22 protein-coding genes are annotated in these 26,756 nt (G+C 71.2%); 16 read left to right on the forward strand and 6 right to left on the reverse strand.

From position 1 onward, the window contains the following. Positions 1–88 precede the first annotated feature (88 nt). Positions 89–544, reverse strand: coding sequence for a pyridoxamine 5'-phosphate oxidase family protein (locus OG395_RS34435; RefSeq protein WP_327246402.1), 456 nt, complete (start codon positions 542–544; stop codon positions 89–91). Between the two features lie 101 nt (positions 545–645). On the opposite strand from OG395_RS34435, the gene OG395_RS34440 reads away from it, so the two are divergent. After that, positions 646–1,515 (forward strand): arylamine N-acetyltransferase family protein, encoded by an 870-nt coding sequence (locus tag OG395_RS34440; RefSeq protein WP_327246403.1) that lies wholly within the window; start codon positions 646–648, stop codon positions 1,513–1,515. A gap of 185 nt (positions 1,516–1,700) precedes the next feature. After that, positions 1,701–2,585: a YceI family protein gene (locus OG395_RS34445; protein WP_327249547.1), complete on the forward strand. Its 885-nt coding sequence runs from the start codon at positions 1,701–1,703 to the stop codon at positions 2,583–2,585. Positions 2,586–2,656: 71 nt separating this feature from the next. Here OG395_RS34445 and OG395_RS34450 read toward each other — a convergent pair whose 3' ends face one another. Further along, positions 2,657–2,902, reverse strand: coding sequence for a hypothetical protein (locus OG395_RS34450; RefSeq protein WP_327246404.1), 246 nt, complete (start codon positions 2,900–2,902; stop codon positions 2,657–2,659). A gap of 85 nt (positions 2,903–2,987) precedes the next feature. Here OG395_RS34450 and holA point away from each other — a divergent pair, with 85 nt between their 5' ends. Next, a complete protein-coding gene (holA, locus tag OG395_RS34455) occupies positions 2,988–3,977 on the forward strand; it encodes a DNA polymerase III subunit delta (protein ID WP_266985789.1) in 990 nt (329 codons plus the stop codon). A gap of 541 nt (positions 3,978–4,518) precedes the next feature. Here holA and rpsT read toward each other — a convergent pair. Next, positions 4,519–4,785, reverse strand: coding sequence for a 30S ribosomal protein S20 (gene rpsT, locus OG395_RS34460; RefSeq protein WP_030921110.1), 267 nt, complete (start codon positions 4,783–4,785; stop codon positions 4,519–4,521). 215 nt (positions 4,786–5,000) lie between these two features. On the opposite strand from rpsT, the gene lepA reads away from it, so the two are divergent. The 4 genes from lepA (at position 5,001) to hemW (ending at position 12,531) form a co-directional block, all read left to right on the forward strand. Next, positions 5,001–6,875 carry a translation elongation factor 4 gene (gene lepA / locus OG395_RS34465; RefSeq protein WP_327246405.1) on the forward strand — a complete coding sequence of 625 codons (1,875 nt, stop codon included), beginning with the start codon at positions 5,001–5,003 and terminating at the stop codon, positions 6,873–6,875. Positions 6,876–7,189: 314 nt separating this feature from the next. After that, positions 7,190–9,079, forward strand: coding sequence for an AMP-dependent synthetase/ligase (locus tag OG395_RS34470; protein ID WP_327246406.1), 1,890 nt, complete (start codon positions 7,190–7,192; stop codon positions 9,077–9,079). A gap of 203 nt (positions 9,080–9,282) precedes the next feature. Beyond that, complete coding sequence (locus OG395_RS34475; RefSeq protein WP_327246407.1) at positions 9,283–11,256, forward strand: ATP-binding SpoIIE family protein phosphatase; 1,974 nt, start codon at positions 9,283–9,285, stop codon at positions 11,254–11,256. A gap of 42 nt (positions 11,257–11,298) precedes the next feature. Continuing rightward, entirely contained in the window at positions 11,299–12,531 is a 1,233-nt protein-coding gene (gene hemW / locus OG395_RS34480; RefSeq protein WP_327246408.1) for a radical SAM family heme chaperone HemW, read from the forward strand. A 183-nt stretch (positions 12,532–12,714) separates the two neighbouring features. Here hemW and OG395_RS34485 read toward each other — a convergent pair whose 3' ends face one another. Beyond that, entirely contained in the window at positions 12,715–13,533 is an 819-nt protein-coding gene (locus OG395_RS34485; protein ID WP_327246409.1) for a DUF3097 domain-containing protein, read from the reverse strand. Positions 13,534–13,558: 25 nt separating this feature from the next. Beyond that, on the reverse strand, positions 13,559–14,281 hold the full coding sequence (locus tag OG395_RS34490; protein ID WP_327246410.1) for an MBL fold metallo-hydrolase: 723 nt from the start codon (positions 14,279–14,281) through the stop codon (positions 13,559–13,561). A gap of 182 nt (positions 14,282–14,463) precedes the next feature. Here OG395_RS34490 and hrcA point away from each other — a divergent pair, with 182 nt between their 5' ends. The 9 genes from hrcA to OG395_RS34535 all read left to right on the forward strand — a co-directional run bounded on the left by hrcA (position 14,464) and on the right by OG395_RS34535 (position 25,055). Continuing rightward, on the forward strand, positions 14,464–15,480 hold the full coding sequence (gene hrcA / locus OG395_RS34495; protein ID WP_327246411.1) for a heat-inducible transcriptional repressor HrcA: 1,017 nt from the start codon (positions 14,464–14,466) through the stop codon (positions 15,478–15,480). Further along, positions 15,481–16,617 carry a molecular chaperone DnaJ gene (dnaJ, locus tag OG395_RS34500; RefSeq protein WP_327246412.1) on the forward strand — a complete coding sequence of 379 codons (1,137 nt, stop codon included), beginning with the start codon at positions 15,481–15,483 and terminating at the stop codon, positions 16,615–16,617. It abuts the gene before it with no gap. 143 nt (positions 16,618–16,760) lie between these two features. Next, a complete protein-coding gene (locus OG395_RS34505) occupies positions 16,761–17,834 on the forward strand; it encodes a nitronate monooxygenase (protein ID WP_327246413.1) in 1,074 nt (357 codons plus the stop codon). Next, entirely contained in the window at positions 17,831–18,577 is a 747-nt protein-coding gene (locus OG395_RS34510) for a 16S rRNA (uracil(1498)-N(3))-methyltransferase (RefSeq protein ID WP_327246414.1), read from the forward strand. The genes OG395_RS34505 and OG395_RS34510 overlap by 4 nt, the downstream gene beginning before the upstream one ends. 196 nt (positions 18,578–18,773) lie before the next feature. Then, positions 18,774–19,223: a hypothetical protein gene (locus tag OG395_RS34515; protein WP_327246415.1), complete on the forward strand. Its 450-nt coding sequence runs from the start codon at positions 18,774–18,776 to the stop codon at positions 19,221–19,223. 80 nt (positions 19,224–19,303) lie between these two features. Continuing rightward, entirely contained in the window at positions 19,304–22,555 is a 3,252-nt protein-coding gene (locus tag OG395_RS34520) for a S41 family peptidase (RefSeq protein ID WP_327246416.1), read from the forward strand. Positions 22,556–22,723: 168 nt separating this feature from the next. Then, positions 22,724–23,083: a histidine triad nucleotide-binding protein gene (locus OG395_RS34525; RefSeq protein ID WP_327246417.1), complete on the forward strand. Its 360-nt coding sequence runs from the start codon at positions 22,724–22,726 to the stop codon at positions 23,081–23,083. 34 nt (positions 23,084–23,117) lie between these two features. Further along, positions 23,118–24,035, forward strand: coding sequence for a ribonuclease Z (locus OG395_RS34530; protein WP_327246418.1), 918 nt, complete (start codon positions 23,118–23,120; stop codon positions 24,033–24,035). A 27-nt stretch (positions 24,036–24,062) separates the two neighbouring features. Then, entirely contained in the window at positions 24,063–25,055 is a 993-nt protein-coding gene (locus tag OG395_RS34535; protein WP_327249548.1) for an adenosine deaminase, read from the forward strand. A gap of 30 nt (positions 25,056–25,085) precedes the next feature. On the opposite strand, the gene OG395_RS34540 is transcribed toward OG395_RS34535, so the two are convergent. Continuing rightward, entirely contained in the window at positions 25,086–26,432 is a 1,347-nt protein-coding gene (locus tag OG395_RS34540; protein ID WP_327246419.1) for an MFS transporter, read from the reverse strand. Positions 26,433–26,756: the final 324 nt, after the last annotated feature.

Genomic DNA, 26,756 nt, shown 5'->3' on the forward strand with positions numbered 1-26,756 from the left:
GCCGACCGCGCCCCGTCCGACCCCGCCGTGGCCGACCGCGTCCCGTCCCGGCGGCCTCCGCCCGATCGCCCGGCGAGGTGTCGCGTCGTCAGATCAACCAGGTGCCTTCGGACATCAGCTCGCGCTCGGCCAGTTCGTTCTCCTCCCGCCATGCCCTGACCGCGAAGGGGGTGAAGCGGAGGTACACCCAGGAAGTGCGGCCGCGCGGGTCCCAGTTGAGTTTCGTCGCGAAGGCGTCGCCCGATTCCACGGAGAGTTCCGCGCCCTCCACGACCTCGACGGCCGCTTCGACGAGCACCACGTCTCGGGTGTGCCCCAGACTGATCCTGGCCTGCCCGGCCGGCGTCACATTGCGCGCGGTCGGGTTGGTGCGCCGCGTGGCCATCAGCAGAGTCCCGTCGTCCCACACGAACGACAGCGGTACCAGTGTCGGCACGCCGTCCGTCGAAGAGGTCGCCACCCAGGCGTCCTCGTCCTTCTCGAAGCGGTCGAGCACATCCTGCTTGCGCTGTTCCCGGCTGCGCGCCGGCTCCGGATTCGTCATGTCCCGCACGCTAGCGAGAGCGCGCAATGCCGCACCTCGGTCGGCGGTCCTAGGACCACCGGCTCATGGCGTGCCGCATGGCTCCCGGACAGACTTCGGCCATGGACCCGCAATCGCCGCAGACCGTCGACGCGTACCTTGACCGCATCGGCGCCCACCGTCCCGCACGTCCCGACGCCGCCGCTCTGCGCGAGCTGCAGCTGCGACACCTCACCGCCGTGCCCTTCGAGAACCTGTCGATCCATCTCGGCGAAGACATCGTGCTGGACGAAAAGGCGCTCCTCGACAAGGTGGTGGGTGCCCGGCGCGGTGGGTTCTGCTACGAACTCAACGCGACCTTCGCCGCTCTGCTCCGGGCCCTCGGCTTCCGCGTCACCCTCCTCCAGGCCCGCGGCTACGGGGACGGCGGACGGCTCGGCATCCCGTACGACCATCTCGCGCTGCGCGTCGAGACCGACGACAGCACCGGCCCCTGGCTCGTCGATGTCGGCTTCGGCGACCACGCCCGCCACCCGCTCGCACTCGACGACCGCACGGACCAGCAGGATCCGAGCGGTACGTTCCGGATCCGGGAGACGCCCGACGCCGAGGACGGCGACAACACCGGGGCAAGCGCCGCGGGCGCCGCGGGCGCCGGTGCCGGGGATCTCGATGTACTGCGCGACGGGGCGCTGCAGTTCCGGCTGGATCCGCGGCCTCGCGCTCTTGCGGACTTCCGGGCAGGCGCCTGGTACCACCGCACCTCGCCCGACTCGCACTTCACCCGGTCCGTGGTCTGCTCCCGGCTCACCGACGAGGGCCGGGTCACCCTGAGCGGCCGCACGCTCGTCACGACCGTGCGTGGCGAACGCCGCGAGGTGCCGCTCGCCACGGACGCCGAGGTACTCGACGCCTACCGCGAACACTTCGGGCTGCGTCTCCACCGGCTGCCCACGGTCCGTCAGGTCGAGGTTCTCGGACGCAACGGCTGAAACACACAACCGGAACATTCAATTCGGACCTTCGGTAACACCTCTACCCAAGCCCCTCCCAGTCCCTCCGTTTGCCTCGAACGCCCCAAGAGTGATCGAATGCATGCTCGTCGGCGGGCCGCTGCTCCGACAACGACGTCCAGCCGTTCGGCCCCAAGGTGAATCTCCCCCGGGGGTACGTGAAGATGTTCGGCCGTTGGCTGGGAAGCAAGAACGCAACGGGTGCGGCGCGGGGCAACCCGCTCGCGGGACTCGCGGTGCCGCGCACCGCGGGAGTCCTGAGCTGCCGCGTCCTCGACCCAGTCAACGAGGCTGTTCAGCAGGCTGAGTTCGTTGTCACGGACAGTGCGGGCCGCAAGGTCGTCGGCGGTGAGACGGACCCCTTCGGGACCGTCCTCGCCACCGTCCCGGCAGGTGACTACCGGCTGGCTGTCACGGCCGAGGGCTTCACCCCGTACCACGGTTCGGCCACGGTCTCCGAGAGTGGCCACGCGGGATTCGGGGACGTCATGCTCCAGGTGGCCGCGCCCCCGCAGCTGCCCGACCCCGGTGAGTGGGAGATCGAGCCGAACCACTCCCAGATCGGCTTCACGGCCCGCCACATCGGGCTGGCCCGTATCCATGGCCGATTCAACACATTCGCAGGTGCGATACGGATCGCCGACCGCATGGAGGACTCCGCCATGCACGTGATCATCGACGCCTCGTCGATCGACACCAACGTGCAGATGCGCGACGACCATCTGCGGTCCAGCGACTTCCTCGACGTCGGGCGCTATCCGACGATGGAGTTCTACAGCGACCGTTTCGTTCACCGGGGCGGCAGCCGCTGGGGTGTGAGCGGCGCGCTCACCCTTCACGGCGTCAGCCGTACCGTGACGCTGGACACCCAGTACCTCGGCCTCGGCAACGGTCTCGAGGGGGAGACCAGGGCGGCCTGCCGGGCCACCACCGAGCTGCACCGTGAGGACTTCACCCTCACCTGGCAGACCATGCTGGCCCGCGGTATCGCCGCCGTCGGCTCCAGCATCGCCATCGACATGGACATCCAGATCGTCCCCAAGGGCTGAGCCCCGAGGGTGCTGCGGCCGGGGCCGCCGCGGCTGGGTGATGTCCGGCGGAACAGGGCCGGACAGAACAACTAGGGCGCCTCCAGCCAGCCCTCGTACTCCGCCGCCAGCTCGTCGAGTGCCGATGGGGCGAGCCGGCCGTCCGCGTCCTCCACGACCACCAGCCACTGGGCGTCCTCCGCGTCGTCCTCGCCGGCCAGCGCGTCGCGTACGAGCTGAGGTTCCTCGGCGACTCCGAAACGGTCGGCGAGCTCCCCGGCCACCTCCTGCGCGGTATCGCGGTCGGGCAGCACCAGTACATGTCTCACATCGCTCACCTGCCCATTCTCCGATACGGCGACGGGTGCGGGGGGAGAGGCGTCGAAGCCGGGCTGTCGGAGGGGCGTGGGATGCTGGACGGCGATGGCCACCAGAAGGAATTCCACCGACGATCCGCTCGCCCCCCTCACGCTCGCCGTGGGCCAGGAGGACCTCCTCCTCGACCGTGCGGTGCAGCAGGTGGTGGCGGCGGCCCGCGCGTCCGACGCCGACACGGACGTCCGCGACCTCACCTCCGACCAGCTCCAGCCGGGCACCCTTGCCGAGCTCACGAGCCCTTCGCTCTTCGCCGAGCGCAAGGTGGTGATCGTGCGCAATGCGCAGGATCTCTCCGCCGACACGATCAAGGACGTCAAGGCGTACCTCGACGCACCGGCCGAGGAGATCACGCTCGTCCTGCTGCACGCGGGCGGCGCCAAGGGCAAGGGGCTTTTGGACGCGGCGCGCAAGGCGGGTGCGCGGGAGGTCGCCTGCCCGAAGACCACGAAGCCTGCCGAGCGGCTCTCGTTCGTCCGGTCGGAGTTCCGGGCGCTGGGGCGTTCCGCGAGCCCCGAGGCGTGCCAGGCGCTCGTCGACTCCATCGGCAGCGATCTGCGGGAGCTGGCGAGCGCGGTGTCGCAGCTGGTCGCGGATGTCGAGGGCACGATCGACGAGGCGGTCGTCGGGCGCTACTACACCGGCCGCGCGGAGGCGTCCAGCTTCGCGGTCGCCGACCGGGCGGTGGAGGGGCGGGCCGCGGAGGCGCTGGAGGCACTGCGCTGGTCGCTGTCGACCGGGGTGGCGCCGGTGCTGATCACCAGTGCGTTGGCGCAGGGCGTACGGGCGATCGGCAAGCTGTCCTCGGCGCGCGGGGGCCGGCCTGCGGATCTTGCCCGTGAACTGGGCATGCCGCCGTGGAAGATCGACCGGGTGCGGCAGCAGATGCGGGGGTGGACGCCGGACGGGGTGGCGGCGGCTCTGCGGGCGGTCGCGGATGCGGATGCGGGCGTGAAGGGCGGCGGGGACGACCCCGAGTACGCCCTGGAGAAGGCCGTGGTCGCTGTTGCGCGGGCGGCGCGGGCCGGGCGGCGCTAGTTGTTCTGTCCCGGCACGCTGTGCCCCGTCGCACCGTCCGGCACGCACTCCCCCAAGGCCTTGAGGGCCAGGGGGACCCCCTTCCGCGTTGGCCAAAAGCCCTGGTAGCTCCTTCCCCAAGCTCTCCACTCCGTTCGAGCAGGGGAGACCCCATCCGAGGACTTCTGTCCGCCTTGCGATCGCACGCACCGGACGACGCTCCTCGTGGGGCAAACATGGCCGGTCACGGCACTGGAGAGTCTTCAGCGGATCATGGCCGGGCTCTGGCCCCGCCGGACACCCCGTGGGGCAGTGAGGCGGGGTGGGTGCCGGGCGGTCGACGTGTTGCTCCCGATCGCCGGGCGGGCTTGACGGGACCGGCATGTCCGGACATGCCGAAGGCCCCGGCTGTCGCTCTGGGGAGGGCGATGGCCGGGGCCTCGGTTTCACGCTTGGTGCGCCGCACCCGCGTGGCGAACGCAGGTTCGGTGTGCGGCGCGGGGGCCGGGCAGGGGCGGGAGAGAGGGCCCGCTGGTCCGTTCCGGCGGTTACATCAGAAAGCTCAGCCCTGGAGGGCGGCAACCTTGGAGGCCAGCGCCGACTTCTTGTTGGCGGCGGCGTTCTTGTGGATGACGCCCTTCGAGACAGCCTTGTCGAGTGCGCGCGAAGCATCGCGAACGGCCGTGGTGGCCTTCTCGACGTCGCCCGCAGCGGCAGCCTCACGGGCCTTGCGGATCGCGGTCTTGAGCGAGGACTTGACGGCCTTGTTACGCAGGCGCGCCTTCTCGTTCGTCTTGTTCCGCTTGATCTGGGACTTGATGTTCGCCACGAAAGAGCCTTTTCAGGTTCGTTGGATCTTCGATGTGCGCCCCGCCGCCCAAAAGGGCCACGAAGCACAGCTGTCAACGGTACCAGCCGCGCTCCGACCGGCCCAAACCGGTCTCTGCCCCGCGGGCGTGGGACGATGGAAGCTACGTATCGATCCGACCGACCCGACATCGACCCGAGACACGGCGTTCGGCGTCTCAAGAATCAGGACCCTGCGTGCCCGCGACTCCTACCCACGTGCCCGAGCCGAGCCGTACCGACCCGGCGCTGATCCGCAACTTCTGCATCATCGCGCACATCGACCACGGCAAGTCGACCCTTGCCGACCGGATGCTTCAGCTGACGGGTGTGGTCGACCAGCGGCAGATGCGCGCTCAGTACCTCGACCGGATGGACATCGAGCGCGAGCGCGGCATCACCATCAAGTCCCAGGCGGTACGTCTGCCCTGGGCGCCCACCACGGGCGAGGGCCAGGGCAGCACCCATGTCCTCAACATGATCGACACGCCGGGCCACGTGGACTTCACGTACGAGGTCTCCCGCTCGCTCGCCGCCTGCGAGGGCACGGTCCTGCTGGTCGACGCCGCGCAGGGCATCGAGGCCCAGACGCTGGCCAACCTCTACCTGGCGATGGAGAACGACCTCACCATCGTCCCGGTGCTCAACAAGATCGACCTGCCGGCCGCGCAGCCGGAGAAGTTCTCCGAGGAGCTGGCCAACCTCATCGGCTGCCAGCCCGAGGACGTCCTCAAGGTCTCCGCGAAGACCGGTATCGGTGTGGACGCCCTGCTGGACCGGGTGGTCAGGGACGTCCCGGCGCCCGTCGGCAAGGCCGACGCGCCCGCCCGCGCGATGATCTTCGACTCGGTCTACGACTCGTACCGCGGCGTCGTCACGTACGTCCGTGTCGTCGACGGCCAGCTCAACAAGCGCGAGCGCATCAAGATGATGTCCACCGGCGCCACCCACGAGCTGCTGGAGATCGGTGTCTCCTCCCCGGAGATGACCCCGGCAGACGGTCTCGGTGTGGGCGAGGTCGGCTACATCATCACCGGTGTGAAGGATGTCCGGCAGTCCAAGGTCGGTGACACGATCACCTCCTTGAACAAGGGCGCGACCGAGGCGCTGGGCGGCTACAAGGACCCCAAGCCGATGGTGTTCTCGGGGCTGTACCCGCTCGACGGCTCGGACTACCCCGACCTGCGCGAGGCCCTCGACAAGCTCCAGCTCAACGACGCCGCCCTGGTGTACGAGCCGGAGACCTCCGCGGCCCTCGGCTTCGGCTTCCGGGTCGGCTTCCTCGGGCTGCTGCACCTCGACGTGATCCGCGAGCGGCTGGAGCGCGAGTTCGGTCTGGAGCTCATCGCCACTGCCCCCAACGTGGTCTACCGCGTCGACATGGAGGACGGCAGCGAGCACATCGTCACCAACCCGAGCGAGTTCCCCGAGGGCAAGATCGACAAGGTGCACGAGCCGGTCGTACGTGCCACTGTCCTCGCCCCCAGCGAGTTCATCGGCGCGATCATGGAGCTCTGCCAGAACCGGCGCGGCACCCTGCTCGGCATGGACTACCTCTCCGAGGACCGGGTCGAGATCCGCTACACCCTGCCGCTCGCCGAGATCGTCTTCGACTTCTTCGACCAGCTGAAGTCCAAGACGCGGGGTTACGCCTCGCTCGACTACGAGCCCACCGGCGAGCAGTCCGCCCAGCTCGTCAAGGTCGACATCCTGCTGCACGGCGACAAGGTCGACGCGTTCTCCGCGGTCACGCACAAGGACAAGGCGTACGCGTACGGCGTGCGGCTCGTCGCCAAGTTGCGCGAGCTGATTCCGCGGCAGAACTTCGAGGTGCCGATCCAGGCGGCCATCGGCTCCCGGGTCATCGCCCGTGAGACCGTCCGCGCCATCCGCAAGGACGTCCTCGCCAAGTGCTACGGCGGTGACATCTCCCGTAAGCGGAAGCTGCTGGAGAAGCAGAAGGAAGGCAAGAAGCGGATGAAGATGGTCGGCAACGTGGAGGTGCCTCAGGAGGCCTTCATCGCCGTGCTGTCCACCGACGAGTCGGGCGGGGAGAGCAAGGGCAAGAAGTAGTATCGCCGGATTTCCGCTTCCGTCCCGGCTTGAGCCCCGCTGCCCCTACTCGGTGGTAGCCCCAACGGACCCCTGCGTCGCAGCACCCTGCGGCGTGGGGGTCCGTTTGTTATGAAGCGGCGTCCGATTGCCTCTTACGCGGCGGACGTACGCGCTCTACCCTGATCACGACTCGTAGTTACTCGTGAGTTAAACAAGCGGAATCACACACGCAGGATCAGCACGCAGACGGACGCACCTAAGCAGGATCAAGCAGCAGCACGCAGCAACCAAACAACCGGTCGTGAAGCACTGCCGCAGGCCCGGAGGATGTCGTGAGCGACACACAGACCCTGATCGATAACCGACCGCCCTCCGTGGCGACCCTCTTCATCGACCGCGTTGCGGCCACTCCGGACGGCGAGGCCTACCGCTACCCGGTCCCCTCGGCCACCGGACAGGGCGCCGACGAATGGAAGTCGCTGAGCTGGGCACAGGCCGCGGAGCGCGTGTACGCGATCGCCGCAGGGCTCATCGGTCTGGGGGTGGAGCCGGAGGAGCGGGTCGCGCTCTCCTCCGCCACCCGCGTCGAGTGGATCCTCGCCGACCTCGGTGTGATGTGCGCGGGCGCCGCGACGACCACGATCTACCCGTCGACGAACGCCGAGGAATCGTCGTTCATCCTTGCCGACTCCGAGAGCCGTGTGCTGATCGCCGAGGACGCCGGCCAGCTGGCCAAGGCCCGCGAGCGCCGCGCCGACCTGCCGGACCTCGCCCATGTCGTCGTCATCGACCCGGACGGCGTCGAGCCCGACGCGGCCGACCCCGAGGGCTGGGTGCTCTCGCTGGCCGACCTGGAGGCCCGCGGCGCCGAGCTCCTGGCGAAGAACCCGGGCGCGGTCAAGGAGCGGGTCGGCGCGATCTCCGCCGACCAGCTGGCCACCCTGATCTACACCTCGGGCACCACCGGCCGCCCCAAGGGCGTACGGCTGCCGCACGACAACTGGTCGTACATGGCCAAGGCCACCGTGGCGACCGGCCTGATCACCGAGGACGACGTCCAGTACCTCTGGCTGCCGCTCGCGCACGTCTTCGGCAAGGTCCTCACCTCGGGCCAGATCGAGGTCGGCCATGTCACCGCCGTCGACGGCCGGATCGACAAGATCATCGAGAATCTGCCGGTGGTCCAGCCGACGTACATGGCCGCCGTGCCCCGGATCTTCGAGAAGGTCTACAACGGGGTCGCGTCCAAGGCGCGGGCCGGTGGCGGCGCCAAGTACAAGATCTTCCAGTGGGCGGCCGGGGTCGCCCGCGAGTACGCGAAGGTGTCCCAGGACAACTTCCGGCGCACCGGCACGGCCTCGGTCCCGTTCGGCCTCGGCGCCAAGCACAAGGTCGCCGACGCCCTGGTCTTCGCCAAGATCCGCGAGGCCTTCGGTGGCCGGCTCCGTGCCTGTGTCTCCGGCTCCGCGGCGCTCGCCCCCGAGATCGGCTACTTCTTCGCCGGCGCCGGCATCCACATCCTGGAGGGCTACGGGCTCACCGAGTCCAGCGCCGCCTCCTTCGTCAACCCGGGCGAGGCCTATCGCACGGGCACGGTCGGCAAGCCGCTCCCCGGCACCGAGGTACGGATCGCGGACGACGGCGAGATCATGCTGCGCGGCCCCGGCATCATGCAGGGCTACCACCGCCAGCCAGAGAAGACCGCCGAGGTGCTGGAGGCCGACGGCTGGCTGCACAGCGGTGACATCGGCGAGCTCTCGGTGGACGGCTACCTGCGGATCACCGACCGCAAGAAGGACCTGATCAAGACGTCGGGCGGCAAGTACGTCGCCCCGGCGGAGGTCGAGGGACAGTTCAAGGCGGTGTGCCCGTTCGTCTCCAACATCCTGGTGCACGGCGCGGACCGTAACTATTGCACCGCCCTGATCGCCCTCGACGAGCCGACCATCCTCGGCTGGGCCTCCGAGAACGGCCTGGCGGGCAGGCCGTACGCCGACGTGGTCGCGTCCCCGCAGGCCGTGGAGCTCATCGACGGCTATGTGAAGCGGCTCAACGAGGGGCTGCAGCGCTGGCAGACCATCAAGCAGTTCCGGCTGCTGCCGCGCGACCTCGACGTCGAGCACGGCGAGCTGACGCCGAGCCTCAAGCTCAAGCGGCCGGTCGTCGAGCGCGCGTACAAGAGCCTCATCGACGAGATGTACGTGGGCGCCCGCGAGGCATAGGCACGGCCCATGGCGCGGGCGGGGCGGACTGCCCCGTCCGCACCGCTGTTCCTGATCCCCGTTCCTGCTCGTGGTTCCTGCGTCTTCTCCTCCCACTTCGGTAACTCGGTGCTTCTGGGGAGGATCGGTCTGTCACTCTGTCCGTGTCGTCAGCGGCACACGGCGCGAAACAGGCCGTGCGAGAACAGGTCAGGAGCGGTGCCATGGGGCCCATTCCCTTGCAGCGGGACACCGTTCAGCGTCCCGATACCCACGTCGGGCGGGCGGACGCGCGGCCGGTCGTGCGGACGAGCCTGCCGGGGAATCTCCTCGCGCCGGCCGCCGCGCGCCGGTTCGTCCGGGCCGCCCTCGCCGAGTGGACCGGGCTCGGGCTGCCCGCGGCTGTGGGCTTCAGCGACCGGCTGGCCGACGACGCGGTGATCATCGCCGATGAGCTCGTCACCAACGCCGTCGTGCACGCCGGGACCACCGTCGAGCTCCTCTTCCGGCTGGAGGAAGCGGCCGGGGACGAGGCGGCAGCCCTGGTGCTGGAGGTCGCCGACCACCACCCCACCCGTTCCGTACGCAGCGATCGCCCTGACCCGGTGCCCGCGGTGGACCCGGACGACCCGGCCGAGGACGGGCGCGGGCTGCAGGTCGTCGCCGCACTTGCCGAACGTTGGGGCATCACGTACCGCACCGGCCTCAAGACCGTCTGGGCCCGTCTGCCCGTCGACGACTGGACCGCGCTGCCCGAGCCGGCCGCCGAGTCGGAACTCCGGAGCGGGCTGCGCACCGCCGAACTGCTGGCCCCCACCGCCCGGCGCGCTCTGCGCGACGACGCGGACTGGGCGGGCCGCGGTGCGCTCTCGTTCCTCGCCGAGGCCTCCGACCTGCTCGCCGGCCAGCTCGACGAGGACATCGTGGCGGCGCTCGCCGGGCAGTTACTGGTGCCCAGACTCGCCGACTGGTGCGCGATCTGGCTGGAGCCGGAGCACGGCGGGCCCGCTGCCGTCCCCCGGCTCGCGAGCGTCTGGCACCGTGACGAGGCCGAGACCGGACAGCTGCGCCCCGTGTTGGAACAGGACCCGATCCGGTTGCCGGAGCGGGTGGGCACCGGGCCCGTCTCCATGCCGTGGCCCGGGGCCGACGAGGACGGGACCGGCCCGGGCGCCGACGAGCGCTCCAGCGGCCTTGCGGGGGCCGCGTTCGCCTATCGCATAACCGCCGGCGGCCGCACGCTCGGAGCCGTACTCCTGGGGCGGGAGGGCATAGCCCGCGTCCCCGACGGGGTGACCGCGCTGATCGAGGACTTCGTGCGCCGCGTCGGCCTCGCCGTCGGCGCCGCTCGCACGTACACCCGGCAGGCCACCATCAGCCGCATCCTGCAGCGTGGACTGCTGCCCAGCAAGGTCGCCGACATCCCCGGCGTCACCAGCTCACTGGTGTACGAGCCCAGTGACGACGGTGTCGTCGGTGGTGACTTCTACGACATTTTCCCGTGCCCCGGCGACCGCTGGTGCTTCATCCTCGGCGATGTGCAGGGCAGCGGCCCCGAGGCCGCCGTCGTCACCGGTCTCGCCCGGCCCTGGTTGCGGCTGCTGGCCCGGGAGGGGTTCCGCGTCGGCGAGGTGCTGGACCGGCTCAACCGGCTGCTTCTCGACGACGCGATGGAGACCGCCGAGGCCGCCGCGCTCATGGTCGCGGCTGCGGGCGGGCAGCATCTGGCGGAGGGCGGACAGCATCTGCGGGAGGACGGTCCGCAGCTGCCGGACGGCGGGCAGCCCCGGTTCCTCTCGCTGCTGTACGGGGAGATGGTGCCGCTGCCCGGTGGCGGAGTGCGCTGCACGCTCGCCAGCGCGGGCCACCCGCTGCCGCTGCTGCTGCGGCCCGACGGCACCGTGCGGACCGCCGCCGAGTCGCAGGTGCTGCTCGGGGTCGTCGAGGACGTCGCGTACGAGAGCCAGAGCTTCGACCTGGCGCCGGGGGACAGCCTGCTCTGCGTCACGGACGGGGTCACGGAGCGGCGCTCCGGGCCGACGATGTTCGACGACGGGGACGGCCTCGCCCGGGCGCTGGCCGGGTGCGCCGGGCTGACCGCGGAGGGGATCGCGGACCGGATCAAACGCGCCGTTCACGAGTTCGCCGAGCGCCCGCCGGACGACGATCTGGCGCTGGTGGTCCTGCAGGCCCGGTGAGCGCGGGCGGGGTACGACCGGCGACGAGTGACAATGGACGGTATGCCTTCCGTACTGCCCGATGGTGAGCCCGTGCCCGACGACGGGGCGCTGCCCCGCCATGCCCTGGAAGGCGCCGCCGACCGGCCGCTCGGTTTCTACCTGCATGTGCCGTACTGCGCCACGCGCTGCGGGTACTGCGACTTCAACACGTACACGGCGACCGAGCTGCGGGGATCGGGCGGTGCGCTGGCCTCCCGTGACAACTACGCCGCCCATCTGATCGGCGAGGTCCGCCAGGCCCGCAAGGTGCTCGGCGACGACCCGCGACCGGTCCGCACGGTGTTCGTCGGCGGTGGTACGCCCACGCTGCTGGCCGCCGGGGATCTCGTACGGATGCTGGCGGCGATCCGTGACGAGTTCGGGCTCGCCGACGACGCCGAGATCACCACCGAGGCCAATCCGGAGTCGGTCGGCCCGGCGTATCTGGCGGAGCTGCGGGAAGGCGGCTTCAACCGGATCTCGTTCGGGATGCAGAGTGCCCGGCAGCACGTGCTGAAGATCCTCGACCGTACGCATACGCCGGGGCGGCCCGAGGCGTGTGTCGCCGAGGCCCGGGAGGCGGGCTTCGAGCACGTCAATCTCGACCTGATCTACGGCACGCCCGGGGAGTCCGACGACGACTGGCGGGCCTCGCTGGACGCGGCGATCGGAGCGGGGCCGGACCATGTGTCCGCGTACGCGCTGATCGTCGAGGAGGGCACGCAGCTGGCGCGGCGGATCCGGCGCGGCGAGGTTCCGATGACGGACGACGACGTCCACGCCGACCGGTATCTGATCGCTGACGAGGCCATGGCCGCGGCCGGCTTCTCCTGGTACGAGGTGTCGAACTGGGCCCGGACGGTGGAGGGACGGTGCCTGCACAACGAGCTGTACTGGCGGGGCGCCGACTGGTGGGGGGCCGGGCCCGGGGCGCACAGCCATGTGGGCGGGGTGCGCTGGTGGAACGTGAAGCATCCCGGCGCGTACGCGCAGGCGCTCGCGGAGGGGCGGTCGCCCGGCGCGGGGCGGGAGATCCTGTCGGCGGAGGATCGGCGGGTCGAGCGGATTCTGCTGGAGCTGCGGCTGGTCGACGGGTGTCCGCTGTCCCTGCTGGCGCCCGCCGGACTGGCAGCGGCGGGGCGCGCGGTGGAGGACGGGCTGCTGGCGGCGGCGCCCTATGCGGAGGGGCGGGCGGTGCTCACTCTGCGGGGGCGGCTGCTCGCGGATGCGGTGGTCAGGGACCTGGTGGACTGAGAGCCTGTCGGGTGACCTCTGATCGGGCGGCCACGCCCGATCAGAGGTCACCCGACAGGCTCTCAGGGGCGCGGGGGACGGGTGCGCCTGCGGCGGGCCTGATGCCCTGCCCGCCCCGTTCCTGGAACCGGGGGCTCCCCCCGGTTCCCCGGCCCCCGGTCGTCGGACGGGCTGAATGCCGAACTAGGCCGGCGCCGTCACGAAGTTGATCAGGTGTTCCACCGAGCCCAGCAGCGCCGGCTCCAGATCCTTGTACGAGCGGACCGTCGACAGGATGCGCTGCCACGCGGCGCCCGTGTTCTCCGGCCAGCCCAGTGACCGGCACACGCCCGTCTTCCAGTCCAGGCCGCGGGGCACCACCGGCCAGGAGCCGATGCCCACCGACGCCGGCTTCACCGCCTCCCAGATGTCGATGTACGGGTGGCCCACCACCAGCACGTTCGCGTCGGTGACCTCGGCCGCGATCCTCGACTCCTTGGAGCCGGGGACCAGGTGGTCGACCAGGACGCCCAGTCGCGCATCCGGGCCGGGCGCGAACGAGCGGACGATCGACGGGAGGTCGTCGATGCCTTCCAGGTACTCCACCACCACACCCTCGATGCGCAGGTCGTCGCCCCAGACCCGTTCGACCAACTCCGCGTCGTGCCGGCCCTCCACGTAGATCCGGCCCGCTCGCGCCACCCGGGCCCGCGCCCCGGGGACCGCCACGGAACCGGAGGCCGTGCGGGCGGGGCGGGCCGGGCCGGTCGCCGAGGGGCGTACGAGGGTGATGACGCGGCCCTCCAGGAGGAAGCCGCGCGGTTCCATCGGGAACACCCGGTGCTTGCCGAAACGGTCCTCCAGGGTCACCGTCGGGCCCTGCGCCGTCTTCTCGCAGCGGATCACCGCGCCGCAGAAGCCGGTGGAGACCTCCTCCACGACCAGATCGGGCTCGGCGGGGACCTCGGGGACGGGAGCGGACTTCTTCCAGGGCGGGGTCAGGTCCGGGTGATAGCTGCGCATCGGACGACGATAGGACGGGAACCGATCACGACACGCCGAAGGCGGCGGACAGCCGGTCGCGTTGTGCCCGTACGAACGCCGCGTCCACGACGGCCCCGTGCCCGGGTACGTATATTGCGTCCTCGCCGCCCAGCGCCAGCAGCCGGTCCAGCGCGGCCGGCCAGCGCGACGGGATCGCGTCCGGGCCCGCCTGCGGTTCGCCCGACTCCTCGACCAGGTCGCCGCAGAGGACCACGGCCGGGGAGCCGGGCACGAGGGCGACGAGATCGTGGCCGGTGTGGGCGGGGCCCACGTTCGCCAGCAGCACCTGGTGGCCGCCGCCCAGGTCGAGCGTCCATTCGTCGCACACCTGGTGGTGCGGCGCCACCAGGACGTCCGCCGCCTGCGCCGCGTCCTCCTCGGACACCCCCTGGCGTACCGCGTCGGCGTACAGGTCGTCCGCACCGCCGGTCAGGAGAGCGGCCGTGCCGATCGCGCCGTACACCTCCGCCCCGGCGAATGCCGCGGTGCCGAGCACATGGTCGAAATGAGGGTGACTGAGTGCGATATGCGTCACCCTCCGGCCGGTCATGGCCTGCACCTGGGTCCGTATGTCCACCCCTTCGCGCAGCGTCGATCCCGTGTCGAAGAGCAGGGCCGCCTCCGCTCCGACCACCAGTGCGACCGTGGCATCCCACCCGGGGAGCCTCCGACGGCCCACACCGTTGCCCAGTCGCTCCCAGCCGAAGTCTTCCCAAGACGCGTCCATGCGGAGACGCTATCGGCAACGACCTGCACAGTCTCGGGGTAGCGTGGCCGGTCGCCCTTGCTAGGGCCCCACCCGGCCGCCGTACACTGGCGGGGGATCGCTGGCACTCGTACGCATCGAGTGCCAGGAATCACCGTAGATCGACCAGAACCACCGAGGAAACACAGCTGGAGGTGTGCGCCATGCTCAGCGAACGCAGACTCGAAGTGCTGCGCGCCATCGTCCAGGACTATGTCGGCACCGAGGAGCCCGTCGGCTCCAAGGCGCTCACCGAGCGGCACAGGCTGGGGGTCTCCCCGGCCACCGTCCGCAACGACATGGCTGTGCTGGAGGACGAGGGTTTCATCGCCCAGCCCCACACCAGCGCGGGTCGCATCCCGACGGACAAGGGCTACCGGCTCTTCGTCGACAAGCTCGCAGGGGTCAAGCCCCTGTCGTCGCCGGAGCGCAGGGCCATCCAGAACTTCCTCGACGGCGCGGTCGACCTCGACGACGTCGTGGGCCGCACCGTACGGCTGCTCGCGCAGCTGACCCGGCAGGTCGCCGTCGTGCAGTACCCCTCGCTGACCCGGTCCACGGTGCGGCATGTGGAACTGCTGTCGCTGGCGCCCGCCCGGCTGATGCTCGTGCTGATCACGGACACCGGCCGGGTCGAACAGCGCATGATCGACTGTCCCGCGCCGTTCGGTGAGACCTCTCTCGCCGATCTGCGGGCCCGGCTCAACAGCCGGGTCGTGGGACGCCGGTTCTCGGACGTCCCGCAGCTGGTGCAGGACCTGCCGGAATCCTTCGAGAGCGAGGACCGGGGAACCGTGTCCACCGTGCTCTCCACCCTGCTCGAAACCCTCGTCGAGGAGACGGAGGAGCGGCTGATGATCGGCGGCACCTCCAACCTCACCCGCTTCGGGCACGACTTCCCTCTGATGATCCGGCCGGTGCTGGAGGCACTGGAGGAGCAGGTCGTGCTGCTGAAGCTGCTCGGCGAGGCCAAGGACTCGGGCATGACCGTACGTATCGGGCACGAGAACGCCCACGAGGGGCTCAACTCCACGTCCGTCGTCGCGGTCGGCTACGGTTCGGGCGACGAGGCAGTCGCCAAACTCGGCGTGGTCGGACCGACCCGCATGGACTACCCCGGAACGATGGGAGCGGTACGCGCAGTGGCACGTTACGTCGGACAGATCCTGGCGGAGTCGTAAGTGGCCACGGACTACTACGCCGTTCTCGGCGTGCGCCGCGACGCATCTCAGGACGAGATCAAGAAGGCCTTCCGGCGGCTCGCACGCGAGCTGCATCCGGACGTCAATCCCGATCCGAAGACCCAGGAGCGGTTCAAGGAGATCAACGCCGCCTACGAGGTGTTGTCGGACCCGCAGAAGAAGCAGGTCTACGACCTCGGCGGCGACCCGCTGTCCGCCTCCGGCGGCGGTGGCGCGGGCGGATTCGGACAGGGTGGCTTCGGTAACTTCTCCGACATCATGGACGCGTTCTTCGGCACGGCGTCGCAGCGCGGACCGCGGTCGCGCACCCGGCGCGGCCAGGACGCGATGATCCGGCTGGAGATCGATCTCGCCGAGGCGGCGTTCGGTACCACCAAGGACATCCAGGTCGACACGGCCGTCGTCTGTACGACCTGCAGCGGCGAGGGTGCCGCACCCGGCACCTCCGCCCAGACCTGTGACATGTGTCGCGGCCGCGGCGAGGTCTCCCAGGTCACCCGGTCGTTCCTCGGCCAGGTCATGACCTCGCGGCCCTGCCCGCAGTGCCAGGGCTTCGGTACGGTCGTGCCGACCCCGTGCCCGGAGTGCGCCGGTGACGGCCGCATCCGTTCGCGGCGCACGCTCACCGTGAAGATCCCCGCCGGTGTCGACAACGGCACCCGCATCCAGCTCGCGGGCGAGGGCGAGGTCGGCCCCGGCGGCGGCCCGGCCGGCGACCTGTACGTCGAGATCCATGAGCTGCCGCACACGGTGTTCCAGCGACGCGGCGACGATCTGCACTGCACGGTCACCATCCCCATGACGGCGGGCGCGCTCGGCACGAAGGTGCCGCTGGAGACGCTCGACGGCCTGGAGGAGGTCGACATCCGGCCGGGCACCCAGTCCGGCCAGTCGGTCCCGCTGCACGGCCGCGGCATCACGCATCTGCGGGGCGGCGGACGCGGCGACCTGATCGTGCACGTCGAGGTGACGACCCCGTCGAAGCTGGACCCGGAGCAGGAGCGACTGCTGCGGGAGCTGGCGAAGCTGCGTGGCGAGGAGCGGCCCACCGGTCAGTTCCAGCCAGGGCAGCAGGGACTCTTCTCCCGCCTGAAGGATGCGTTCAACGGCCGCTGAGGACCGTCCGCACCCCGCTTTTCCCTTGCGCCGTAGCGCCCGCCCGTCCCCGGACCGGCGGGCGCTACGGCGTTCCGCGTATACCGCTCCGGCCGTGCCGTGGCTGATTCGGCAGGGTGCACCGGACGTGACACGATGCGGTCATGTCATCCGCGTTGACCGATCTCTACCGGTATCCGGTCGTGCAGGCCCCGATGGCGGGCGGCGTGTCCTGTCCGCAGCTCGTGTCGGCCGTTGCCGAAGCCGGTGGACTCGGCTTCCTGGCCGCCGGGTACAAGACGGCGGACGGCATGTACAACGAGATCAAACAGCTGCGCAGAATGACCGGTCAGCCGTTCGGCGTCAACCTCTTCATGCCGCAGCCGAACCTCGCCGACCCGAGCGCCGTCGAGGTGTACCGGCACCAACTCGCCGGTGAGGCCGCCTGGTACGAGACCCCGCTCGGTGACCCGGACTCCAGCGGTGACGACGGCTACGAGGCCAAACTCGCGATCCTCCTGGAGGACCCCGTTCCGGTGGTCTCCTTCACGTTCGGCTGCCCTACCCGCGACGCCCTCGACGCGCTCGCCGGAGTCGGTACGTACACCGTCGTGACGGTCACCTCGCCCGAGGAGGCCCAGGCCGCCCAGTGGGCGGGCGCCGACGCGATCTGTGTCCAGGGCGTCGAGGCGGGCGGCCATCAGTCAACCCACCGCGACGACCCGCAGATCGACGACACCGGCACGGGGCTGCTCTCCCTGGTGGCCCAGGTCCGGGAGACCGTCCAGCTGCCGCTCATCGCGTCCGGCGGCATCATGCGCGGCTCCCAGATCGCGGCGGTCATCGCGGCGGGCGCGGAGGCGGCGCAGCTCGGCACGGCATTCCTGGTCTGCCCCGAGTCCGGCGCCCATCTGCTGCACAAGCAGGCGTTGACCAACCCGCTGTTCGTACGGACGGCCCTGACCCGGGCGTTCTCCGGGCGCCCCGCCCGCGGCCTCGTCAACCGCTTCGTGCGCGAGCACGGCCCGTACGCCCCCGCCGCCTACCCGCAGGTGCACCATGTCACCAGCGGGCTGCGCAAGGCCGCGGCCAAGGCCGGGGACGCGCAGGGCATGGCTCTGTGGGCGGGCCAGGGCCACCGCATGGCGCGCGAGCTGCCGGCCGGCCGGCTGGTCGAGCTGCTCGCCGAAGAACTGGACGCCGCACACGCGGCACTGAGCACAAGGAGCACGCAGTGACCGCACCGGTCTTCGTCGTCGAACAGGTCCCCGCCGGGCCCGAGTTCGTCCTGGACGGTCCCGAGGGGCGGCACGCCGTTTCGGTCAAGCGGCTGCAGGCCGGTGAGGACGTCGTCCTGACGGACGGGCACGGCCGGTGGACGGAAGGGATCGTGCGGGCCGCCGAGGGCAAGGACCGGCTGGTGGTGACGGACCTCTGCACGGTCCACGAGGAGCCCCGTCCCACGCCCCGCATCACCGTGGTCCAGGCGCTCCCCAAGGGCGACCGCGGCGAGGTCGCCGTCGAGACGATGACGGAGACGGGCGTCGACGCGATCGTGCCGTGGCAGGCTTCGCGCTGCATCACCCAGTGGAAGGGCGACCGCGGTCTCAAGGCCCTCGCGAAGTGGCGGAACACGGCCCGCGAGGCGGGCAAGCAGTCGCGCCGGGTGCGATTCCCGGAGGTGACGGACGCACTGACGACCAAACAGGTTGCCGCACTTCTGGCCACAGCCGACTTCGCCGCCGTCCTGCACGAGGACCGGGGGTACGACAGCGAGCCGCTGGCCACCGTCGGACTGCCCGCAGGGGGCGAGATCGTCCTGGTCGTGGGCCCCGAGGGCGGTGTGTCGCCCGAGGAACTGGCGGCCTTCGCCGAGGCGGGCGCCCGGACCTGCCGACTCGGCCGGAGCGTCCTGCGCACCTCGACGGCGGGTACCGCGGCGACGGCGCTGCTGCTGGGGCGCACCGGCCGCTGGGCGTAACGACCGTATACAGCATGCCCGGTGTGGCTGCAAGCGGTCTACCGCGCCGTAGGGGAATGGTGGGACCCTGCCACGTATGGGGACATTGAGGGCATCGAGTCCATGGGGTCGCGGCCGGACCCATCGCATTCCGGCCGTACTGTGCCTCGTCGGTGCGGCGGTTGCGGGGGCCGTCGCCTGTGAGCCGATCGACGGGATGAACTCCGCGTCCGTCGCCCTGACCACCGACCGGGCCGGCACCGGGGCGCTGGAGCGCAAAGGGGTCGATGTGCAGTGGCTGAACTGCACGGCCGAGGTCGAGGGCGGCGGTACGACGCCGTCCTCGGCCTCGCCCTCCGCGTCCGTGCGGCAGGTGGCGCACGTCGACTGCCGCGGCCGGACCGCGGGCGGCAAGGACGTCACGCTCGCCGGCAAGGTCACGAAGGAGGTCAACGGGCTTTGTGTGCGGGGGGACTTGACCGGGAAGGTCGGCGACAGGACCGTCCTGCGGGCCGATGTGCTCGGCAACTGTGACGCCGCCCCCTCGACCGGGGGCGTGACACGGCCGACGGGCGGTGCCGGTGGTGGAAGCGGTGGTGGCGGCGTCCGGCCGACCGTCACCGTGACCGTGACCGTCACGGTGACCGAGTATGCCCAGGGCAAGTGAGTGCATCCGACACGCGGACAGGGGGCGGACTCCGGCCAACCCCGTTCCCCGGAGCACGACCGCGGCCTAGGGTGATCGATGTGACACAGCCTGCCTATCTCCGGTACCCCCATGTCCAGGGCGAATTGATCGCCTTCACCGCTGAGGACGATGTCTGGCTGGCGCCGCTGGACGGCGGCCGGGCCTGGCGGGTCAGCGCCGACAACCGGCCCGTCCGCCAGCCACACATATCGCCCGACGGCACCCACATCGCCTGGACATCCACCCGGGACGGCGCCCCCGAGGTGCACCTCGCCCCCGTCGACGGAGGCCCTTCGAAGCGGCTGACCTACTGGGGCGACGCGCGGACCACCGTACGCGGCTGGACCCCCGAGGGCGACGTCCTGGTCACCAGCACCCAGGGGCAGGTGTCGCTCCGCCGCAGCTGGGCCCGGGCCGTCCCGGTCGACGGCGGGCCCGCGCGGACCCTGCCGTACGGACCGGTCGGCTCCCTCGCGTACGGACCCGGCGGACGGGTCCTGCTGCTCTCCGCCACCATGGGGCGCGAGGCCGCCACCTGGAAGCGCTACCGGGGCGGCACGGCGGGCAAGCTGTGGCTCGCGCAGGCATCCGGGGAAGGCCAGGGGCCGGACGGCATCGCGGACTTCGTACGGATCCACGAGGGCCTCGACGGCAACATCGAATGCCCGATGTGGGTCGGCGACCGTCTCGCCTTCCTCTCCGACCACGAAGGCGTCGGCGCGCTCTACTCCTCGCTCCCCGACGGCTCCGACCTTCGCCGGCACACCGAGGCCGACGGCTTCTACGCCCGCCACGCGACGACCGACGGCACCCGCGTCAGCTACGCCTCGGCCGGCGAACTGTGGCTGCTCGACGACCTCGAAGGGGCCGGACCCCGCCGTCTCGACATCCGCCTCGGCGGACAGCGCGCCGACCTGCAGCCGCACTCCGTGCACGCCGGGAGCCACCTCGACTCGGCGTCCCCGGACCGTACCGGCCGCGGCAGCGCCGTCGGGACGCGCGGCGCCGTCCACTGGGTCACCCACCGCGAGGGCCCGGCCCGCGCACTGGCCGTCGAACCCGGGGTACGGGCCAGACTGCCCCGTACCTTCCAGGCCGACGGCGAACAGCACGTCGTCTGGGTCACCGACGCGGAGGGCGACGACGCCCTGGAGTGCGCACCCGCCACCGGATCCGCCCCGGGCACCGCACCGCGCCGACTGGCCGCCGGCCGGCTCGGCAGGGTGCTCGACCTGGCGGCGGCCGCCGACGGCAGCCGGTTCGCCGTCGCCTCGCACGACGGCCGGATTTTGATCGTCGAGCGGGAGAGCGGCGAGGTCCACGAGGTCGACCGCAGCGAGCACGGCGACGCCTCCGGGCTCGTCTTCTCGCCCGACTCGGCATGGCTCGCCTGGTCCCACCCCGGGCCCGAGCCGCTGAGCCAGCTCAAACTCGCGCACCTCGCCGATCTGTCGGTCGCCGAGGCCACGCCGCTCCGTTTCCGGGACTACGCCCCCGCGTTCACCGTCGACGGCAAGCACCTCGCCTTCCTCTCCGAGCGGGCCTTCGACCCGGTCTACGACGCGCATGTCTTCGACCTTGCCTTCGTCGGCGCCTGCCGGCCGCACCTGCTGACGCTCGCCGCCACCACGCCCTCCCCGTTCGGGCCGCAGCGCCACGGCCGCCCGGCCGAGAAGGAGAAGAGCTCCGGCGACGCAGAGCAGGACAACCCCACCGCGCTGCCCGTCACCCGGATCGACCTCGACGGGCTCGCCGACCGGATCGTGCCGCTGCCCGTCGAGGCCGCCCGCTACTCCTCGCTGCGCGCGGCGAAGGACGGACTGCTGTGGCTGCGGCACCCGGTGACGGGCGTGCTCGGTACCGCAGGGGCGACGCCGGACTCCCGGGGACCGGAGACCGTCCTGGAGCGGTACGACCTGGAGAAGCTGCACAGCGACGAACTCGCCTCCGACGTCAGCCGGTTCGCCGTCAGCGGCGACGGCAAGCGGCTGGTCCTGCACACCCGGGGCAAGCTGCGCGTCGTACCCGCCGACAGCCGTGTCCCGGCGGGCTCCGACGACGACCACGACGGCGGCGGCGACAACAACGTCGCCGTCGACCTCTCCCGGATCCGCCGGACCGTCGAACCGGCCGCCGAATGGCGCCAGATGTACGACGAGGCCGGCCGCATCATGCGCGACAACTTCTGGCGGCCCGACATGGGCGGCGTCGACTGGGACGGCGTCCTCGACCGCTACCGGCCGGTGCTGGCGCGCGTCGCCACCCATGACGACCTCGTCGACCTGCTCTGGGAGGTGCAGGGGGAGCTCGGCACCTCGCACGCGTATGTGACGCCGCCGGGCGGCCGGCACGACGACGCGAGTCGGCAGGGGCTGCTCGGAGCCGACATCTCCCGTACGGACGAAGGCCATTGGCGCATCGACCGGATCCTGCCGTCCGAGACGTCCGACCCGGCAGCCCGCTCGCCGCTCGCCGCGCCTGGCGTCGCGGTCCGCGCAGGGGACGCGATCCTCGCCGTCGACGGGCAGGCGATCGACCCCTTGACCGGGCCCGGGCCGCTGCTCACCGGCTCGGCGGGCAAGCCGGTCGAGCTGACCGTCGCGCCGGCGGACGGCGGCAACCTGCGTCATGTCGTCGTCGTGCCGACCGCGGACGAGGAGCCGCTGCGGTACCACGCGTGGGTGGCCGACCGACGGGCGTACGTGCACGAGCATTCCGGCGGGCGCCTCGGCTACCTGCACGTCCCCGACATGGTCGGCTCCGGCTGGGCGCAGCTCCACCGGGACCTGCGGGTCGAAGTGGCCCGTGAGGGGCTGGTGGTGGACGTACGGGAGAACCGTGGCGGTCACACGTCGCAGCTGGTCGTGGAGAAGCTGGCCCGCCGCATCGTCGGCTGGGACCTGCCGCGCGGCATGCAGCCGTACAGCTACCCCGGGGACGCGCCGCGCGGTCCGGTGGTCGCCGTGGCGAACGAATTCTCCGGTTCGGACGGCGACATCGTGAACGCGGCGATCAAGGCGCTCGGGATCGGGCCGGTGGTCGGTACGCGGACGTGGGGCGGCGTGGTGGGCATCGACAGCCGGTACCGGCTGGTCGACGGCACGCTGGTCACGCAGCCCAAGTACGCGTTCTGGCTGGAGGGGTACGGCTGGGGTGTGGAGAACCACGGTGTGGACCCGGATGTGGAGGTCGTGATGGCGCCGCAGGACCACGCGGCGGGGCGGGATCCGCAGCTGGACGCTGCGATCCGGATCGCGCTGGAGGGGCTCGCGGAGAGCCCGGCGAAGACGGCACCGGGTCTGCCGGGGTAGGGGGCCGGGGCCTTTCCCCGGATCCGGCCCGATCCGGGGAAAGGTCCTCGTTCCACTGTCCGCCCGTTCCCGGGGCCTGGGCTCCGCCCCCCCGGTTTCGGGAGCGGGGCAACTGCGCCCGATAGCATGCCCGTGTACGGATCAACCACGCGACCGAGGAGCCCGGCCATGGCGGGAGAACCGCAGCCCGACTGCCTGTTCTGCAAGATCGTCTCGGGAGACGTCCCGGCAACCATCGTCCGCGAGACCGAGACGACCGTCGCCTTCCGCGACATCAACCCCCAGGCCCCCACCCACATCCTCGTCATCCCCCGCGTCCACCACCGCGACGCCGCCACCCTCGCCGCCGTCGAGCCGCAGATCGCCGCCGACATACTGCGCGAGGCCGGGCACGTCGCCGCCGACGAGAAGATCACCGACACCGGTTACCGGGTCGTCTTCAACACCGGCGCCGGTGCCGGGCAGACCGTCTTCCACGCGCACGCCCACGTCCTGGGCGGCCGCGGAATGCAGTGGCCGCCCGGATAACGCCGAACCCCCCGAATCGCAGGCCGCCACACTCATGTCCGTACGCGAACTCGTCGTCCTCGGCACCGCCAGCCAGGTCCCCACCCGACACCGCAACCACAACGGCTATCTGCTGCGCTGGGACGGCGAGGGCATTCTTTTCGACCCCGGCGAGGGCACCCAGCGCCAGATGCTGCGCGCCGGTGTCGCCGCGCACGACATCAACCGGATCTGCGTCACGCACTTCCACGGCGACCACTCCCTCGGCCTTGCCGGGGTGATCCAGCGCATCAATCTCGACCAGGTCCCGCACCCCGTGAGCGCGCACTACCCGGCGAGCGGGCAGCAGTACTTCGACCGGCTGCGGTACGCGACCGCCTACCGCGAATCCGTCGAGCTGACCGAGGCCCCGGTCGCGGCCGACGGGGTCCTCGCCGAGACCGCCGCATACACCCTGCACGCCCACCGGCTCTCCCACCCCGTCGAGTCGTACGGCTACCGCCTCGTCGAGCCCGACCGGCGGCGCATGCTGTCCGACCGGCTCGCCGAGCACGGGATCAGCGGGCCGGACGTCGGACGGATCCAGCGCGAGGGCTCGCTGGGCGGCGTCGGCCTGGACGACGTCTCCGAGCGCAGGCGCGGGCAGCGCTTCGCGTTCATCATGGACACGAGGCTCTGCGACGGCGTGTACACGCTCGCCGAGGGGTGCGACCTGCTGGTCATCGAGTCGACCTTCCTCGACGAGGACGAACGGCTCGCCACCGACCACGGCCATCTCACCGCCGGACAGGCGGCCCGGGTGGCCCGGGAGGCGGGCGTACGGCATCTCGTGCTGACGCACTTCTCGCAGCGGTACGGGGATCCGGATGTCTTCGCCACGCAGGCCCGCGCCGCCGGGTTCGAGGGTGAACTGACCATCGCCCAGGACCTGATCAGCGTTCCCGTCCCGAGCCGACATCAACAGCAGCAGTAACCAGTAGCAAGAGTGAGCGAGCAACCCGTGCATCTCCCCAAGGCAGAACTCCACCTCCACATCGAGGGGACCCTCGAACCCGAGCTGGCCTTCGCCCTCGCCGAGCGCAATGGCGTGGAGCTGCCGTACGCGAACACCGAAGAGCTGCGCACCGCCTATCTCTTCGACGATCTGCAGTCCTTCCTGGACCTCTATTACGCGCTGATGGCCGTCCTGCGCACCGAGGAGGACTTCGAGCAGCTCGTCGACGCCTACCTCACCCGCGCGGCCGCCCAGGGCGTCCGCCACGCGGAGATCTTCTTCGACCCGCAGGCGCACACCGCCCGCGGCGTTCCGATCGGCACCGTCGTCGAAGGACTCGGCCGGGCGCTCGACCGCAGCGAGGAGACCCATGGCATCTCCACCCAGCTGATCATGTGCTTCCTGCGCGACCAGTCCGCCGAATCGGCCCTGGAGACCCTCGACGCCGCGAAGCCGTATCTGCACCGGATCAGCGCCGTCGGCCTGGACTCGGCGGAGGTCGGGCATCCGCCCGCGAAGTTCCGTGAGGTGTACGAGGCGGCCGGGGCGCTCGGGCTGCGGAAGGTCGCACACGCCGGAGAGGAGGGGCCGCCGGAGTACATCAGGGAGGCGCTCGACGTTCTCGGGGTCGAGCGCATCGACCACGGGCTGCGCTGCCTGGAGGACCCGGACCTGGTGAAGCGGCTCGCAGCCGACCGGGTGCCGCTCACCCTCTGCCCGCTGTCCAACGTACGGCTGCGCGCCGTCGACACCCTGGAGCAGCACCCGCTGCGGGCGATGCTGGACGCCGGGCTGCTCTGCACGGTGAACTCCGACGATCCCGCGTACTTCGGCGGATATGTGGGAGACACCTTCCATGCTGTCCACGAGGCGCTCGGACTGGAGCGTGAGCAGCTGCGCACGCTGGCCCGGAACTCCTTCGAGGCGGCCTTCCTCGACCACGACGAGGAGCGCAGGTCGCGCTACCTGTCGGAGGTCGAGGCGTACGCGTTCGACTGAGAGCCTGCCGGGTGACCTTCGTCCGCCCGATCAGAGGTCACCCGGCAGGCTCTGACCGTCCGCGCCCGACGGACCGGCCGTCCGGAACGCGTTCCTGCCGAGGCGCCTGCGGCGCAGCGCGGGCATGCTGATCTCCGTGACGGCCTGTTCCGGCGCGCCCATCCTGGGCACCGCGCCGGACAGCGTGCCGGTGGTCGCGGCGAGCAGCGCCGCGGGGGCGCCGCCCCGGCGGCGGACGGAGCCGGGCACCAGCGGACGGCCGCCGGTGTGCAGCGCGACGGCCGTGACCGGGGCGGCGACCAGCAGGGTCACGGCGCCCAGGATCAGGCCCATCACCGGGTAGCCGGCCGTCTCGGACAGCACACTGCCGAGGACCGGGCCGCAGGCCACGCCGACGGACGACGCGGAGCCCGCGAGGACCGCCCAACGGCCCCGTACGTCCAGGGACGCGGCCAGACCGATCAGATACGACAGGACCACCGGGTAGACGGTGTTCCACGTGATCTCGCCGGTGGCGAACGAGCCGAGTCCTGAGGCCGACGAGCTGAGCACGATGCTGCCCGCGATGATCACGGTGCCGAGACCGATCGGGACGGCCCGGCCGAGTCTGGCGCCCAGCATTCCGGCGCCCATCACGCCGAGCAGGCCGGCGCCGAGCGCGGCGGCGAACACCGCGCCGATGGTGACCTCCGAGAGCCCGGCCTGGGACACGCCGATCCGGCTGCTGACCCCCCACAGGGCGTTCTGTGCCATCGACCAGACGAGCATGCCGCCCGCCAGCACCAGACCGGAGCGGCGGTGCGGCAGCCGGCCGCTCACCGGCGCCGTCGAACCGGTGGGCGCCGAGCCGCCGAGCCGCGCGGTGGCGGGCCAGACGAGCAGGGCGACCAGGGCGATCGAGGCGAACGGCAGCCGATGGCCGCCACCCAGGTGAGGGATCGTCAGGTAGAGGGCGCCCGCGGTCGCGGAGACGCTCAGCAGGCCCAGGGACGAGGTCCGGTGCGGATCACGCTGTGCGGCGATACCGGCCGCGGCCACTGCCGTCGCCGTACCCGAGCCGAGCCCGCCGATCACCGCGCCCATGACCACGAGGGGCACGGAACCGGCCAGCGCGGCGCAGCCGTAGCCCACCATGGCCAGGGCCAGTCCGGCCCGCGCCGGTCTCTGCGACCCGTACCGCTCGACCCGGCCCGCCAGCGTGAATCCGGCGGTGGCCGAACTCAGCAGGAGTGCGCTGCCGACCAGACCCGCCTGGGCCGCGCTGAGGCCCAGATGGGTGGAGAGCCGACCGACGATGGTGGGGAGCAGATAGGCGGCGAGGTAACCGGCGGTGAACACGGCGACCAGGGGCCACGCGGCGCGAGGGCGCGGGGACATGGGCGTTCCTGAAGACATGCCGAAGGAGGCAGGGAAGGCGGGGGGAGGTACAGCAGGGGGACGTGGCACTCGTCGGTGTCGATCGCGACAGTGCGTGCGGGCCAATTTGTATCAAGTGCGCACAGTCGACCGAAAGGCGCCCCTGAGTGATCTGGGTCACATTGATGTTTGCTGCCTTATGGGGTGGGTACCAGCGCATGTTTATGCAGGTCAGTGTGGGTGTGCGCGGCCCCGGGGCGCGTCGGGCACCGGTCCGGCTCACGCCCGCCCGGCGCGACGGCACGGACCCACCGCGGATGCAGGGGGAATCGGGCACACTGGCCG

The organism is Streptomyces sp. NBC_01320, assembly GCF_035974375.1.
GTDB classification, from domain to species: Bacteria; Actinomycetota; Actinomycetes; order Streptomycetales; family Streptomycetaceae; genus Streptomyces; species Streptomyces yanii.

Coding starts and splice junctions, on each gene's coding strand:
- OG395_RS34435 (WP_327246402.1), bottom strand. CDS start 544: ATGACGAATCCGGAGCCGGCGCGCAGCCGGGAACAGCGCAAGCAGGAT.
- OG395_RS34440 (WP_327246403.1), top strand. CDS start 646: ATGGACCCGCAATCGCCGCAGACCGTCGACGCGTACCTTGACCGCATC.
- OG395_RS34445 (WP_327249547.1), top strand. CDS start 1,701: ATGTTCGGCCGTTGGCTGGGAAGCAAGAACGCAACGGGTGCGGCGCGG.
- holA (WP_266985789.1), top strand. CDS start 2,988: ATGGCCACCAGAAGGAATTCCACCGACGATCCGCTCGCCCCCCTCACG.
- OG395_RS34475 (WP_327246407.1), top strand. CDS start 9,283: ATGGGGCCCATTCCCTTGCAGCGGGACACCGTTCAGCGTCCCGATACC.
- hemW (WP_327246408.1), top strand. CDS start 11,299: ATGCCTTCCGTACTGCCCGATGGTGAGCCCGTGCCCGACGACGGGGCG.
- OG395_RS34485 (WP_327246409.1), bottom strand. CDS start 13,533: ATGCGCAGCTATCACCCGGACCTGACCCCGCCCTGGAAGAAGTCCGCT.
- OG395_RS34490 (WP_327246410.1), bottom strand. CDS start 14,281: ATGGACGCGTCTTGGGAAGACTTCGGCTGGGAGCGACTGGGCAACGGT.
- hrcA (WP_327246411.1), top strand. CDS start 14,464: ATGCTCAGCGAACGCAGACTCGAAGTGCTGCGCGCCATCGTCCAGGAC.
- OG395_RS34505 (WP_327246413.1), top strand. CDS start 16,761: ATGTCATCCGCGTTGACCGATCTCTACCGGTATCCGGTCGTGCAGGCC.
- OG395_RS34515 (WP_327246415.1), top strand. CDS start 18,774: ATGAACTCCGCGTCCGTCGCCCTGACCACCGACCGGGCCGGCACCGGG.
- OG395_RS34525 (WP_327246417.1), top strand. CDS start 22,724: ATGGCGGGAGAACCGCAGCCCGACTGCCTGTTCTGCAAGATCGTCTCG.
- OG395_RS34530 (WP_327246418.1), top strand. CDS start 23,118: ATGTCCGTACGCGAACTCGTCGTCCTCGGCACCGCCAGCCAGGTCCCC.
- OG395_RS34540 (WP_327246419.1), bottom strand. CDS start 26,432: ATGTCCCCGCGCCCTCGCGCCGCGTGGCCCCTGGTCGCCGTGTTCACC.